Source organism: Gordonia sp. ABSL11-1 (genome assembly GCF_030315685.1).
Lineage (GTDB): Bacteria > Actinomycetota > Actinomycetes > Mycobacteriales > Mycobacteriaceae > Gordonia.
Genome location: NZ_JASXSI010000002.1, coordinates 74,706 through 88,710 on the forward strand (window position 1 = coordinate 74,706; position 14,005 = coordinate 88,710).

The window sequence follows — 14,005 nt, forward strand, 5'->3', positions numbered from 1 at the left end:
TCTTGCCTTGCCTCCCATTCCCGGTCACAATCCAGGTGACTCAGGTTTCGCAGACAGTCGGGTGGGTACAAACCTGACGCAGTCGCTCCCAGACAGTTGCATCCAGGCCCGCCATCGTCGGGCCGTCGAGGATGACGCGGAGACGTCGGAAATAGGCTTCCTCGGCGAGGCCGAACGTGACGAGGATGTCCTCGGCGTTGCCACCGCCGAAGGGTGCCCACCGCAGCGCGAAGGCGACCAGCTCGTGGCGTTCGTTCCACCATTCTGCCTGGCGCGCATCGCTACCGGTCGGGTCCGGAGTGCGGGGTCGAAGTGGGGTTCCAGTTTGGGATGCTCTGCGTCTCGTCACGGGCGTGCGTCTGGGTCGGTAGTTCGTTCGTTTGCGCGGCGCCGGTCTCAAGCGGTTTGGCGTTCTTGCTCGGCACGGTCGCGTAGTTGTTGCAGGAATACTCGGTCTGATTCGGGGTCTTGAGGGATGTGGGGGTCCTGGGCGCTCGTCGCGGCCCCCGATTCAACCGAGTAGGGCCAGGTTCCGGGGGGGGGGTGAGTAGTTGAGGTATTCGTGGGTGTCGTCGGCAGGGTCGATGCGCACCAGCACCGACTTCCCAAACCGCTCTTAGGTGTCAACCCCGGCTGCTCTGTGCTGCGACGATAATCGGAATGTGCAGCACAGCGAGATGCCAGAACGAGACTCGTAGGCAGATCGCGTTCGTAGCATGAAACGCAAGCCCTAGCTGAGCGTAAGTTCGTCGCAGAGAGGGCGACCCCAGCACGCTGACCGGTAGTGCGGAAATCTCGAAGACGAGCACTGCTCTGGAAATCCATTTTGGGGGGAAGATTCGCGCAAACTGTAGGACTGGTCGCGGCGCATACAGTTGGATTGCATTCTCAACAATATCACCCGTGAGCAGCCAAGACCGTGGAGCCTCTCTGAGTTTCACCAAACCGGATGCGGTGTAGATGGCCGAGGGATAGTGAGAGAGAGCAGGAAGCGATTCTGACGAGCAGGGAGCAAGCCTGTCCAACGCAAAGACGCCAAGCGCGTACAAATACAGGTGGTCCAGGTAGGGCGCGAAACCATCGATTCGGCGTGTGCTAGCCGCTTCGGTCAGGGCCCCCGCCGCGACTGAGCGAAACGACAGACGACTGCTCAGTAGATCATCGGCCGAGAAGACGACCGCCGCCACCTTTCCCGCGCGGTACAGCCAGACGGCCGCGCGGGAGGACATTCCTGCCGGACCGACGTGACTGCGTGGGACCTTCGCGATCAGCCACGCTGGTGGTGCAGTTAGACCGCGAAGTAGTATTGCACCAGCTGAGATGCGCCGCGAAGCGCGAACCCACCCATCGCGGTCATACTTCCCAACCCGCAGACTGACGCTCACAGGGTGACCCTGCAGGCTGAGTGATCCACAGTCAACGTAAGCTTCACATCCTTGGGCGCGAGTACGTGCACGCAGGCGGCGACAACATCGTCGCAACGCAGTCGGTTCGCCGGACCTCTAACCTGGTCAAACGGTATCCACCCGCGTCGCTGAGCGTCTAGGGAGACTTGAGCGATCCTCCGCACTTCGTCGTCTCCTTTATTGAGAGCCAAACGAAGGATACTGGTGCAGCGTGCCGGTTCGAGCGGAAGAATATGAGCCGCGGCTACAACCGTCGTCTCGCCGTTCGCGTGGTGGAAGAGCACCAGAGTTCGCATGCCTCCCCGAGTGAGCGGATACGCGAACATGTCATACCGCCGCACTAGCGGAAAGACATCCCATCCTGCGGCACGCAAGAGCAACGCGCCTATGTATCCGCTCGCGACTAGGTCAATCGCGTGCCCAAGAGTCGGCCGACTCGACCACACGGACACCACCCCCTGCCACCGATTGCGCCGCCATTAGCAGTATCAACTGCGACAGAAAATGGCGATCGAGATCAATGTTCTGGTCGTACTGGTCACCGCGTACCTTGGAGATGAAACTCTGCAAGGCTCGAAGCTTCGAAGATGTTGAAAGACTCCGCTGCGTGGGTGGCGGGCTGAGGTCCTCGTACACAGGCCTTCCTAGTTCGGCCGCAAACAAGGGATTCCGAGTCACGTCGGCTTGCATACACCGTCTAGGCAAACCGGCCAATCGGTCGGTAGCTGCGCTGTGTGGAACCTCGAGGAGCCGAAGCAAGACGTTTTGCAGTTCACCCTGATTAATCAGGGTTAGCTCGTTTGACAACCTGCCAAGATGAAGCTTCTCGTCGACGGATTGAGCTCGTGACCAACGCCGGTTGCTTGTTGAGTCATGAATACTAGCGACGCTGACGAGCGTCGAGTGGCCGTCGTGTCGCCTGACCTTTGCGTTCACCACGCAGTCGTACTCAGCGCCAACGTTCATGAGGTGAGGGTCGGATTGTCCGCGGCGGCCCAAATAGTCGTCTACCGAGCGGGACGTTGTCTGCACTTCGACCGAACCTAAGCCGAAAGGATAAGTATCGAGGCCCGCGAGCCACACGGCGGTATCAACCGCATGGTAGCCAGAGTGGTTCAGTGCGCCATACCCGTGGACAAAGGGATGGTCACCGACTCGGTCGCACTCGGCGGCTTCGCGCTGTTCTCCATCGCTGTACTGGGTCGATGCGAAACTGACTCTCACTCCGTGCGATCGCTCGGCGGCCTCAATCAGCTGCTTAGATAACCTCATCGAATCACCGAAACGTCGGGTGATGTTCACGCTACCGAGGGGGCGACCGTGCCGAGTGCGAAAAGACCTCGATAGTTTCACCAAAGAGGCAATAGCGTCTGCCGCATACTGCTGGTTCAGAGAGACATCGACCGGGCAAATGAACGGCTTGTCGCACAAGTATGGCAGACCCGCACTTTCCAATGCTTCAACGTATCGCAAGTGCGGAGGCGGATCCGTGGCTACCACAACCGCATGTATGCCCAACGCCGTAAGCTGACTCACAACCGCATCTGGTCGCTGCAATCTCCCTGCAACACTGTCGATCGCGACCGTAGACGGCGGCATATCGCAGGCACCCTCCGCCTGAGCCCTGTCAACTGCAGCACCCAGTTGGGCCTTGTAGTCGACGATCGCAGACACCGACACGGGAACACCGTCGCGCCGAATATGCGCGATGCACGGCAAGTGAGTGCGCTTGGTCTGCTCGCCAGCTCCAACGATGGCTAGGCGGATCAAATGAGCTCTTCCTGAACAGTTGCCTTCCGTGCGAGCGCTCGATATCGCATCGTCAAATAGATAGCAGTTACCGCTCCCAGGGCAGTGAAGACCTTCACCGGGTCAAGACGCATGAGCGAGGTGTTCACATAAACATCACTCGAACTTAACGCCACTAGGGAAGCTCCCACGGCGATGTTCAATTGCATCGCCGCCGACGAAGTCAGGTCAATTAGAGTGAACGCCCGCACTCGATGTGATGGCTGTACGACCTCGTACTCCACTGTTGACAATGTCAATGCAAAGGCTGATTTGGTCATCTGAAAGGAAAGAACCAGAACGGCAAATATTACAGAGCCGAGGTCTTTGCCGCGCACTTCGGGGAAAAAGGTCCAAATAATCATCTCAACCGATAGAGTGACCCCAACGAAGCCCAAAGCTCGACTTGGGCCAACCTTTGAAACGAACCACCCGGAAACTGGCGTGATCGCCAGCGATACAACACTCCTTAGACTCAGAACCAGGCCAACGACGAACGCCGAGACTTCAAGAACAGTCAATGCGTAAACTGACATTAGCGGCACACCAATGAGAAATTGCGCAGCCGCAGCGAAGTATATCAGTCGGTAGTCCGGATCATTGAGAACATCTCGCCACTTTCTGAAAGGTTCGAGGGTGCCAGTTTCCGGCCGATGTTGGGACTCCGGCAGACGGCGATAGACAATCATCGAACCTAAGAGATATAGGAGACAGTATATGAGGATGCCGTGGTATAGCGCGCCTGTGATGCGGCCATCGAACGCAAAGGTTTGAATCATAAACGCCGCCATGACGGTCGCTTGAGCCCAGAAGCGCATGCTTGCTAGAAAGAGGGGACGTTCCTCAGAACCCGTAAACTCTGCCAACCAGGCGCTCCAGGCTGCACCGAATGAGATCGATATGCCAATTTCTGCCAGCGTACTACCTATCACCAAAGCCGCAGCGAGGGCGTTACGGTCAGTCTGCCAGAAAACCGAGCCGACGAGTAAGAGCGCTACGGCTGTCGCGACAGTAATCGCGCCATAGTTCATGATCCGCCGGTAGCCGACGCGGTCTGCCAGCGAAGGAGCGAGCAGCTGGATCGGGATACTGATTAGCATGCTCAGGGCAACGATACTAACCAGATTGGGCGAGAATCCCAGTGTATCCACGACGTAAATCTGAAAAATGTCCGCAGACATTCCTCCGGTGGCACTACTTAGCAGAATTATTCCAGACGCAGGCAAAAGCGCGTTGCGGGTCACTGCGTTTGGTCCGAAGATCGCTCTCACACGCACAGCCTATCGAATCACCTCGTGAGGAAAGCGGGTAAGTCAACTCCAAACTCTTCCTTATACAGGACAACCATCTTGCGAAAAGCGTCTTTCAGCGCGCGCTCGTCATCGGGGCCTCGGACGCCAAAATACGGAAAGTGATGAAAATAGTACCCAAAGATGTGGTCGCAGTCCTCATGGTAACGATAGGTATCAAGGATGTGGCTGTGCCAAAACACATCGATATCTTTCGTCGGAGGTAGCAACTCCCCCTCATGCTTCCGCCTCAGGAACAGCCATCGCTTGTAGTGTAGTTCACAAAAGTCAGCATGGATATCCTCGATAGGCGCCTCACTCGGCAGCCCGGGTTGCGTAATAATGGACTTAATTTCCTCGAAATTCAAAGCTGCGATGTACTCGCGAACGTCACTAAGGTCGCTAATCCTATTAGCGCTTGGCGTGACTGTCCTTTCCGAACCGGAACTAGACTTCAGCGTGATTTGCATACCAATCCACCTCGAACTCGAATGCCTCTATTACAGTCGAACGCGAGGCCACCTACATTAATGGCCCCGCGTCCGGTAATGACTGTGCTCAGCAGTCGCAACGCGTCGGGGTGATTCCCCCATCGTCGGAAGTGACGATGACTTCGCGCGACTCATCGCGCGTCTCTTGGTACGTGTCCATTGCTCCTCCTTTCAACCGTCCGGCGTCCGACAACATCAATTCGACTGTCGATCACCTATTGACTGTTTGCCTCGCTAAATTAACACGCACCCGTGGGAGCTGCAACAGATTCAGATGGTGCCAGGGAGCCGCCAGATACGGACGCAATAGCGTCCGCCCCTTCGCAGCCCCTTCGTTGCTACTTCAATGGTAATGAGTCCTTAAAGATCGAATCGAGTTCAGTGAGAACGGACAGCCGTCCTCTGACCAGCAGTGATAACGCTGAGTACGTCGAAATAGTAAGTTGGTTTGATTAGGATTGAGGTTGGACATGTGCCCGCTCACACCGCGTGCGAGCAGCGTCGCATAGCTGACTCGGTGACGTTGCTCCGCGAAGGTTCATGGTTCGAATTAGTCCAATCGAACGACTATTAACACACGGTCGCCGATGGCGATGACTATGTATACGCAATTCGTGTTCAACTATTGTGAATGCCCAGAGTCGTGCTGTTGCTCCTGTCGGCGGCTGACGAGACTGCATTCACCCCCGTTGGGTCATCGTGGACCAAAAACCAACAGATGAGCGTCCTTCAGTCGACGCGTGGAGCTGGCGGTGAGGGGTGGACGTGGGACTGGTGCCTCGCCCATGGTTTGAGACTGTCATTGGCCCGGGCGCCGCGCTGTACAACTTCAGGAACCCCGTTGCCGGTCAACGGTGCCGCCCTCGTCGACGACGCCGGGCCAAACCTTGAGCGCGCTGTGACACCCAGTACCGATTGTGTGGAGCAGGCTGATCGTGATCCCTTGCGAACGTCACGGTCGCCGCGCCGCCATCCGCGCGTCCCTGCGTCCTCCGCGATGTGGTGAACTGATGGCGGTGAGCGCCCCGGCACGCCCCTCACCACCCCCGGAGAACGCTGGGGCGCTCCTACTTTGTGGTGCGTGCTCGGGGCGAGTAGAGCTCCATCGAGAATCGTCCTGGACGCGCGACAGGCCTTCTTGCATCTGGTGCACCTCGGCGTATCACTTCCTCACCGCGGCGTCATGGGCCTCGGCACCATGCCCGGTCCAGTCAACGTGCAGACTGGTGACGGTCCCATCGATGCCTGCACGGCGTCGGACACGCGCTTGTCGAAGACTTTGGTCCTGTCGATCAAGGCGATCAGATCGTCGAGCGAGACTTCAAAGTCTTCCCCGCCGCTTATAGACGCAACTGCCCTTCGAACTCGCTGTTATTGCCAGCTTCGGTGCAGCCGTAGCGTCGGCCGGCCTTGTGCAACGCCTTGGTGAAGGTCGTTCATCAAGGTTTCCAGACCTTCGTGAAGTAGTCGGAGGCCTTGCCCTTCCACGACGCGCCGACGACACGGTCATGCTCGTCGACCAGCTTGTTGAACTGACGACGCAGCTCATCCATCGTGCCGTCGATCTGGTTCGCCGCGGCCGCGATCTGCGGCGGACTTGCGTGAACCTCGCCGCCTGCCCCGCCAGCTCCCATGCTGAACACCCCCTGATTCAGATCTCCCCGTGATCACACCGATCAGCAGTATGACGCGCCAGCCACCGGATCGGTTCCATCGGATCGCCGAGGGAGCGGCCCATTCGGGACAATTCGGATGTGCTGGCACCGTTCGCGCCATCAATTCATCTGTTCACACGACCCACCGAGCGCGGTGCTTCTGGCCGCATTACCCATGCCTCCTGTACGACACAGCGGGCGTGAGATCAGGGCTCAGTCCAATGCACTCCACACCGACTAACGGACGAGCTCTTCTCCGCTCTCCCGACAACGTCGGCCTCACTGGGTAGGTAAGCGGCGTGGGTCTTCTCACCTGTCTGTCAGCCGCTGTAACTCTGAGAACCGCTCGTTGCAGACGTCGCGGAGCCGCTCCCAATCGGGAGCGTCTAAGCCTGGCATCGTTGGGCCGTCGAGGATGACGCGGAGACGTCGGAAGAAGGTTTCCTCGCTCAGGCCGAACGTGACGAGGATGTCCTCGGCGTTGCCACCGCCGAAGGGTGCCCACCGAAGTGCGAAGGCGACCAGTTCGTGGCGTTCGTTCCACCATTCTGCCTGGCGCGCATCGCTGCCGATCGGGTTCGATGTGCGGGGTCGACGTGGGGTCCCGGTGTGAGGTGTTCGGCGTGTGGTCACGTGGCTGCGTCCGGGTCGGTGTCTCGTTCGGTTGCGCGGCGCTGGTCACGAGCGGTTTGGCGTTGCTGCTCGGCACGGTCGCGCAGTTGTTGCAGAAATACTCGATCTGCTTCGGGGTCCTGGGGAATATGGCGTCCTGGGCGGTCGTATTCGGGAAATGCGCTTGCGGCGCCAGATGCGTGGCGGGGGCGGTCGTCGGCGGTGGGGCGGCCGAACGCGAGCCACAGGAGCGCGCCGATCAGGGGCAGGACAACGACGAGCAGGACCCAACCCAGTTTGGGCATGCCACGAATGAGCCCGTTGTCGGTGGTGATGATGTCGATGAGAGCGATCACCAGGATGACGAGGTAGAGCATCCCCATGTACGGCACGTCGACCACCCCTTAGCTCTGTGTATGTCAGTGAATGTGGACTTCGCCGGTGAAGATTAGCTCAGGACGCATTCGTGCGCACTGTAATTGGGTGGCTGCGGTGCGTGATGACCCAAGACAGAGCTGGTGCTGCTGGCAGCGTTCGGTTGCGGCCGGCGCTGTGTCATGCTCATCGTGATCGCGAATCTTGATTTTGCGATCGGAGGATACCTGTGGCAGCGGCGAGCGTTCCACGTCGGTGGATGGCGCGGCGCGGGCGGTGGATGTCAGAAGGACGGTGTTGCGATGTCGGCGACGTTTGCAGTTGGTCAGCGAGTGCGGGTGGCGACGCTGGATGAGCGTGAGCGGGTCGGGGTGATTGTTGATGACTTCGGTGAGCAGCCTGAGGATGTGGCGGTCGCCGATGGGTATGGGTCGACGGTTCGCCCGCGACGGTGGGCAATCGCTATCGATGACGGCGGGATCGCGTTCGCGGACTCGGATGCTCTGAGCCCGGTGGCGGGCTGATCGGGCTGACGGCCCCGCTTCGACGCGCGCGGTGTTGCCATGCCAACTATGCTGAGGCCAGCCGGTCAGTGCAGGCATCCTCCCAGATGTGTGGTGATCGGCGGTGCCTCATCGGCCTCCTCCGGGGGACCGCCCCGTTCTCCTGAGGGGATGGAGGCAGACGTGAAACGCCCTGCTTGCCCGCGGTCTCGGGCAGGCGGGGCGTTTCCGTGTACAGATAGTGTCGGCTGGGCTAGCTCGCGGTATCTCTAGGCAGATGCCTGGCGTACTTTCTTGTGCGTTGCCCGCCATGCCCTACCGCAATCATTCGGATTTACGTGGGTTCCTGAGATCTCATTCGTCGTGCGCGTCGTCGGCAGGAAGCCCCTCGATGTGCTTGGCAATAGCGAGTATCGCGACCTTGCCGAGAAGCGGGAACTCGGTGTCGGAGCGTCGGTCCCAGGCCGCCAAGGTGGCTTCGGCGATCGGAAACGTTGCCCGTGCATTGCTGATAGCGGCCTCGAGATAGGCGTGTGCCGCGTCCAGGTCGGTACAGGCAGGCGGGATGAGCCGTTCGAGGATGGCGAGGTTGCGCTCCAGAGCGGTCTCGCGGCGCAGTTCCGCGAAGGCAGCGTCATTCACTTCGGCAAGGGCAAGCGCGTGCAGGGGTGTGTCGGCGTAATCGAGGATCGACCGTGGTGCCTGGTGGTCGTCGACGTTGTCCATGACGAGCGGGGCCTCCGTATTCCTTCGATTGACGTACTACGCGCTGGGTAGAGCAATGGAACCATTGTCGTCGTTTCCGACCGTTTATGGTTTCGGGCTGCGTCGTAGCCTGTCCATGTAGCGGCCGACGCGGTCCGGGGTGAAGAGTTCGGCGGGCGTGTGGTCGCTGACCAGGAACCTTCGGTACAACACGTGATCGACGGCTTGGTCGTAGCCGTAGAGGTCCGAGAGCTTCGGTGGGGGAGGCAGCGCCAGGTAGCGGTGGGCAGCTTTCATGACCGCCGACGGCGGCCGCATGCCGCGGTGCCGGTTGCGCTCCAACAGACTGGTCACGAGTTGCTCGTGGCTGTGCTCGGTGATCAGTGGACGCGCGTCGTGGATGACCTGGACGGTCTTGCGGAGATCGTCGCGCACCTTCTCCAGGTGCAGTCTTGCCACGTCGATGTCGAACTCGCGCCGATCCGGCGTACCGGCCGATAATGCGGAGTCGAGGGCGATGAGGCCGCATATCATGCTGTCGAGCCATTCTTCGAACGGGATTTCGGCAATGGCTGGCGAAGCCAGGGTCTCCTGGTCGTCGCGTGGGCCCGCCGGCTGCGGCATGAAGCCCGCCAGCAGCACGCGCTCTGCCGCGCCGGGTTGCCATTGCAGCGCCGTGTCGTAGCGGCGCAGTGCGTTTTGGTCGAGGTCGCCGTAGTCGCCGCGCCGCTCCACATGTTTTTGCACCGAGACGCGGATGGGCCACCGTTCGCGAGTACTCTGCGCCGTGACAAACCCAACTCGTGACGGCGGAGGCGGACGGCTGCGGTCAGCAACTCGCGTCGGTCAACTGTTTCGGTGTCCGTGAGTGGCCGGGTGTCGAACTCGTCATCGCCCATGATGAAGTCTTCACTATCCGTTGTGTGTTCGCCCATTGCGGCATCGACCCTGTTGGCGCGAGTGGAGGGTCAGGGTTCTTACGATTCACCCTATACACATGGACGCCGATGGCCCGACATTGTGCTAGCGGGCCTTCGTATCGGGTAACCCGCGCCTAGATTCCGGACCCGACAGGGCACCATGACGTGATCATGCCTGTAGCCCGATCGATACCGGGGGCAAGTTACCGTCCGCAATTGGCGAGCATGTAGCCGCAACCGGCCAGAGCGATGCCGCCCAGGATGCACTCTCCCGTGACGACTAGTGCCGACGGCTGGGAGATCGCCGCGAGGACGTAGACCGCTGCCAAAGCTGCGAAGACCACTGCGGCGGCAAGAGCGAAGCGCGGCGTGGAACAGGCCATGGCCTCGAGTACCCGCGTAGTCCTTGCAGCGAAACCCTGCGTGGTGAGATCGTCTCCGTAGGCTTGAGGTTAGCGGCTCGCCTGTTGCCGGGGAGGTCCGGGCGAGCCGCCCCCGTCCTCAGGATTCGTTCTTATGGCGCGATCGAGCGCGAATGCAGGATCGGCAGTGCGATAGCGTTGCTAGAGCAGCCACATGACGAGGATGATGGTCAGTGCCCACATGGGTAGTGACGCGGCCAGGCTGAGCAGCATGCCTCGTACTGACGTCATGCCTTCGCGTTCATCGCGAGCCATGTCGATCGGTAGGTCGATGTGGCGCTCTGCTGCGGTCATAGCTCCACCATAGGCTCACGTTCTCAACGCATGTTGCAAAACGATGGTCATTGTCCTGCACGTCCGCGCCCGCCTGGCCGTGTATGCCCATGCCGGTGCGTGGTTGTGGTCCAGGCAGACGAATTCGGGTTCCGAACCAGACGGCGGCCTCGACTCCCGATACGTTCATGCTCCGGATGCGCCTGGGGAGGGGTGTGGAGCATGAGTGCGTGGGTCAGACGCGTCGCCATTGTCGCGATGATCGTGGCTGCGGTGGCCGTTGTGGGTGCGGCCGTCGCTATGGTCCCTGAATCCCTCCGTGATGCTCCGCCGGCACCGTCTTCGCCTGCGACGTCGCAGCGACCCCCGAGCGCGTTGTGACACCCAGTGCCGATAGTGTGGAGCCGACCGATCGTGACGGCTGAGTTCGTCATGGTTGGTGGCCGCCATCTGCGCGCCCCGCGTCCCTGCGTCCTCCCCGGCGTGGCGAACTGATGGCGGTCAGCGCCCCGGCACACCCCTCGCCCCCCGAGAATGCCGGGGCGCTCCTCTTTTTCGATCCTGCGGCAGGCTGCCCGTGATTCTGGCCGCAGCGTTGATCGTGGTGGGGTAGTAGCGGCGATGCTCGCCGTCGAGAGTGCGCATCGCTGGTGAGTGATGGACGAAACAGGCACCCGCGTAATGGCTGAATTAGCCTGGCGCGGTTGTCATCCGCGCGGACGACAGGGGCGAGTGATGTCACTCACAGGTCGCGGATGTGCCGGACGTGTCTGCAAAGTCGGCTCCGCGTGGTGTATTCGCAGCCAGTCGGCCGTGCCGCATGGTGTGGACTACGGTCCGGTTCCGGTATTAGCCATTAGTAAGCACAAAGTTTGCTGTTGTGAATCTTTGGGTGGTGTGCCAGCCTTCTGCGCATTCACTTCGTGAGGGTGAATGACTGGTTGCGGTGTCGGCGCGGGTCTCCCGGGTGGGTGAGGGGCTCGTGCCGGTGTCGCCTGGCTCGCAGGGATGCGGACGAAGGAGTGCGGGGGATGATCGGTCGCGGGTGGAGATCGGTAGTGGCGCTGTGCGTCGCGGTCGCGGCGCTGGTCGGGGGTGCTGGGGTGGTGGCGGCGACGCCGACGCCGGTGGCGTCGAAGTACGACACGCTGGTCACCGATGACGGGTGGAAGATCGAGTTGCGTGCCAGCGAGCTGGTGGTCAATCCGATGAGCAATATCGCCAACAGTTTCGCCTCTCGTGAGGGCTGGATCTCGGCACGGGTGGGCGCGTTGATCACCCCGTCCCCTGGGCGACGCCCGACGCAGCCGGTGCAGTCCGCGGTCCTCGAACAGTTTCTGGTCGTGGGCTGCCAGGTCGATGTCAGCGACGGCGCGACGTTCGGGTTCGGCTCGTCGATCGGGCCGAACGCCAATGTCACGATCAGCGGACAGCCGGGGGTCTCGGTGGGTGGTTCGGCGTCGGTGAGTCCGTCGATCTCGGCTCAGATCAAACCGGGTCGGATCACTGAGATTTCGTTGGGTAAGAAGACGTTACAGACCAATCGTGCGTCGATTCGCGCCAAGCGTGTCCACGTCCGGGTGGATGGCTGCGCCGGCCCGACGACGGTGCGGGTCATCGTCCGGTTCTCCGCGTCGACCCCGACCGCTGATGACACCATCAACATCCACTCCGCCCGCATGTGGCTTTGACGCGCCGAGAGGCACTGGGGGACAACTGATATGAGTCATCCGCAGACCCGACGCCGATCCCGTTCGTGGGTGGCAATCCTGGGCGCTTTGGCCGTGGCAGCGGTACTCGCGCTGATGCTGGTCCTGACTTTCACCGCCGATTCCGCCGGTGCGGAAACACCTGCCGAGCGCTGCGCACGCGAGACCGCCGCCTACAACAGTGCCTGGGCGCAGTCATGGGCCGCCTCCCACGGCCGCCCGGCCTCCGAAGCGCCGAACCCACCCGTGCCGTACGTCTGTCACGACCCCGGCCCGACCACGACCACCACGACACCCCCACCCGTGGTCACCGCACCAACGGTGCCCAGCGACACCAACACCCCCGAAGCCCCCGGACCCAACATGGGAGCCCACGCACCCACCGACATCCCGGCACCGGGACGCACGCCGATTGTCGACGTGCCGCGCGAAACGACGGTGGCGCCGCCGCGCCCTGGTGGCATCGAGCCAACAGACGCTCGCACCCGGCGGCCCAATCCGCCACCGCGAACTGTGACTCCCCGTCCACGCCCCCAGGGCGAGCAGCAACGCAACGATGAGCCTGGCTGCAGTAAGGGCTATGTCGAAGATGGCACCAACTCCAACAACCTGTGCCGTGAAGGGGTCGACAAGCTCATTCGCCACTGGAACACGAAGTTCCGTGAGGCGTGCCCCACGGGTACGGCGACTGTCCCCGGGCACCATTGGACCGACCAGGTCGCGCACCGGATCATGACCGCTTACAACTCGGGGACGACCAATGAAGCGGCCCTGGAGAATATCGCCGCCACGTCGATCGGTCTGGCCAATCTTTCATCGGCACAGGATTGCCACAACAACCGTAATCGCTCGGCGAGTTGCCCCTCAGGGGGAACTGGGACAGCGCCGGACTGCATGGGACTGGTCGCTGTCTGCCCTATGCCAGGCGAGACTCGTGACGAGCGAAACCAGCGTCTGAGCTACATCCGACAAGCAGATGGACAGGCAAGAAACTTTGGCCCACTGGAGAAGATCCAACAAACGGACGCGAACAAGAACGCTGCGATAGCTGCCGCGCGGCGAGAACGCGCGGCGCATCCGGAGCTGTATCCTCATAGCGACATCGTGGTTGGTCATGCGCCGGATTCGATTTGGGGGCCTACACCTGAGTCGAACTCATATATTCCGATGACCCGAAACATGAACAGTTCAATTTCGGGGCAGGCCAATACGAACTATCCCATCGGCTACATGGCGACAGGATTCGTGGAGGGAACGAGAGGAGACTCAGGGCGGTGCATCACTCCCGTTACCGGCGTCTTGTAGCGACGGCCGTCGCTACCGCTATCGCCGCGCTTCTGCTACTCACCGCATGTGGTTCTCCGGAGGAAGAAGGTTCTGTGTCTCTCGCGTCTAGCCAGGACGACGTCTACGCAGCCCTGGACCGGTACCAACAGGCCAAGTCGACAGGATCGCGGCGTGACATCCTCGCCACGCTCACACCGGACTCGCCACAGCGGCAGTTCTATGCCGGTTCCGACGAAGACTTCGACATCACCCGCGAGGCGTTGAACATCGCGAAGTACCGGCTCGAGTTCATCAAACGACGGGACCTCACGATCGACGATACCGAGGCGACGTTTTATGCGGACTCTGCCGAGACTCGCAGCGATACATCGGAGGACGGCACGCCCAGTACGACAATCAGGCCGGGAATACTCATCGAGGTCAAGCGACGTGTTGACGGCACGTGGCTAGTCCACGACGTTGTCAGCCAGCGCCGCCAGGCCGACCGCGAACTAGGCATCACGGTTCCAGGTCAGCCAAACTAGGTCGCCCGGGCAGTCTGCGGGTGAAGTACGTGCAGCCGGAATGTGT

14 protein-coding genes are annotated in these 14,005 nt (G+C 61.0%); 3 read left to right on the plus strand and 11 right to left on the minus strand.

Features of this window, described 5'->3' with window-relative positions; translation table 11 throughout:
- Nucleotides 1-40 precede the first annotated feature (40 nt).
- The 11 genes from QSJ19_RS03010 to QSJ19_RS03060 form a co-directional block, all read right to left on the minus strand.
- Nucleotides 41-349, minus strand: a complete 309-nt coding sequence (locus QSJ19_RS03010) for a hypothetical protein (protein WP_286318233.1) — start codon at nucleotides 347-349, stop codon at nucleotides 41-43.
- Between the two features lie 1,465 nt (nucleotides 350-1,814).
- A complete protein-coding gene (locus QSJ19_RS03015) occupies nucleotides 1,815-2,708 on the minus strand; it encodes a hypothetical protein (RefSeq protein ID WP_286318234.1) in 894 nt (297 codons plus the stop codon).
- A 464-nt stretch (nucleotides 2,709-3,172) separates the two neighbouring features.
- Complete coding sequence (locus QSJ19_RS03020) at nucleotides 3,173-4,465, minus strand: MFS transporter (protein ID WP_286318235.1); 1,293 nt, start codon at nucleotides 4,463-4,465, stop codon at nucleotides 3,173-3,175.
- 17 nt (nucleotides 4,466-4,482) lie between these two features.
- Entirely contained in the window at nucleotides 4,483-4,953 is a 471-nt protein-coding gene (locus QSJ19_RS03025; protein WP_286318236.1) for a glycine-rich domain-containing protein, read from the minus strand.
- 1,460 nt (nucleotides 4,954-6,413) lie between these two features.
- On the minus strand, nucleotides 6,414-6,608 hold the full coding sequence (locus QSJ19_RS03030) for a WXG100 family type VII secretion target (protein WP_286318237.1): 195 nt from the start codon (nucleotides 6,606-6,608) through the stop codon (nucleotides 6,414-6,416).
- Nucleotides 6,609-7,258: 650 nt separating this feature from the next.
- Nucleotides 7,259-7,633: a PLDc N-terminal domain-containing protein gene (locus QSJ19_RS03035; protein WP_286318518.1), complete on the minus strand. Its 375-nt coding sequence runs from the start codon at nucleotides 7,631-7,633 to the stop codon at nucleotides 7,259-7,261.
- 27 nt (nucleotides 7,634-7,660) lie between these two features.
- Complete coding sequence (locus tag QSJ19_RS03040) at nucleotides 7,661-8,218, minus strand: hypothetical protein (protein ID WP_286318238.1); 558 nt, start codon at nucleotides 8,216-8,218, stop codon at nucleotides 7,661-7,663.
- Nucleotides 8,219-8,473: 255 nt separating this feature from the next.
- Nucleotides 8,474-8,845, minus strand: coding sequence for a hypothetical protein (locus QSJ19_RS03045; protein WP_286318239.1), 372 nt, complete (start codon nucleotides 8,843-8,845; stop codon nucleotides 8,474-8,476).
- Between the two features lie 84 nt (nucleotides 8,846-8,929).
- A complete protein-coding gene (locus QSJ19_RS03050; RefSeq protein ID WP_286318240.1) occupies nucleotides 8,930-9,571 on the minus strand; it encodes a hypothetical protein in 642 nt (213 codons plus the stop codon).
- A gap of 376 nt (nucleotides 9,572-9,947) precedes the next feature.
- The gene (locus tag QSJ19_RS03055; RefSeq protein WP_286318241.1) at nucleotides 9,948-10,127 is read right to left on the minus strand and encodes a hypothetical protein; all 180 of its coding nucleotides are present in this window, start codon (nucleotides 10,125-10,127) and stop codon (nucleotides 9,948-9,950) included.
- Between the two features lie 180 nt (nucleotides 10,128-10,307).
- Nucleotides 10,308-10,460: a hypothetical protein gene (locus QSJ19_RS03060; RefSeq protein ID WP_286318242.1), complete on the minus strand. Its 153-nt coding sequence runs from the start codon at nucleotides 10,458-10,460 to the stop codon at nucleotides 10,308-10,310.
- A gap of 1,010 nt (nucleotides 10,461-11,470) precedes the next feature.
- Here QSJ19_RS03060 and QSJ19_RS03065 point away from each other — a divergent pair.
- The 3 genes from QSJ19_RS03065 (at nucleotide 11,471) to QSJ19_RS03075 (ending at nucleotide 13,959) form a co-directional block, all read left to right on the plus strand.
- Nucleotides 11,471-12,130 carry an MspA family porin gene (locus tag QSJ19_RS03065; RefSeq protein ID WP_286318243.1) on the plus strand — a complete coding sequence of 220 codons (660 nt, stop codon included), beginning with the start codon at nucleotides 11,471-11,473 and terminating at the stop codon, nucleotides 12,128-12,130.
- 69 nt (nucleotides 12,131-12,199) lie between these two features.
- A complete protein-coding gene (locus tag QSJ19_RS03070) occupies nucleotides 12,200-13,453 on the plus strand; it encodes a hypothetical protein (RefSeq protein WP_286318244.1) in 1,254 nt (417 codons plus the stop codon).
- Nucleotides 13,423-13,959 carry a hypothetical protein gene (locus QSJ19_RS03075; protein WP_286318245.1) on the plus strand — a complete coding sequence of 179 codons (537 nt, stop codon included), beginning with the start codon at nucleotides 13,423-13,425 and terminating at the stop codon, nucleotides 13,957-13,959. Before QSJ19_RS03070 ends, QSJ19_RS03075 begins: the two co-directional genes overlap by 31 nt.
- The last annotated feature ends 46 nt before the right edge of the window (nucleotides 13,960-14,005 follow it).

Bases quoted from the DNA above. Each gene is read 5' to 3' on its own strand.
- QSJ19_RS03025 (WP_286318236.1), bottom strand. From the start codon at position 4,953: ATGCAAATCACGCTGAAGTCTAGTTCCGGTTCGGAAAGGACAGTCACG.
- QSJ19_RS03030 (WP_286318237.1), bottom strand. From the start codon at position 6,608: ATGGGAGCTGGCGGGGCAGGCGGCGAGGTTCACGCAAGTCCGCCGCAG.
- QSJ19_RS03060 (WP_286318242.1), bottom strand. From the start codon at position 10,460: ATGACCGCAGCAGAGCGCCACATCGACCTACCGATCGACATGGCTCGC.
- QSJ19_RS03045 (WP_286318239.1), bottom strand. From the start codon at position 8,845: ATGGACAACGTCGACGACCACCAGGCACCACGGTCGATCCTCGATTAC.
- QSJ19_RS03065 (WP_286318243.1), top strand. From the start codon at position 11,471: ATGATCGGTCGCGGGTGGAGATCGGTAGTGGCGCTGTGCGTCGCGGTC.
- QSJ19_RS03055 (WP_286318241.1), bottom strand. From the start codon at position 10,127: ATGGCCTGTTCCACGCCGCGCTTCGCTCTTGCCGCCGCAGTGGTCTTC.
- QSJ19_RS03040 (WP_286318238.1), bottom strand. From the start codon at position 8,218: ATGCCTGCACTGACCGGCTGGCCTCAGCATAGTTGGCATGGCAACACC.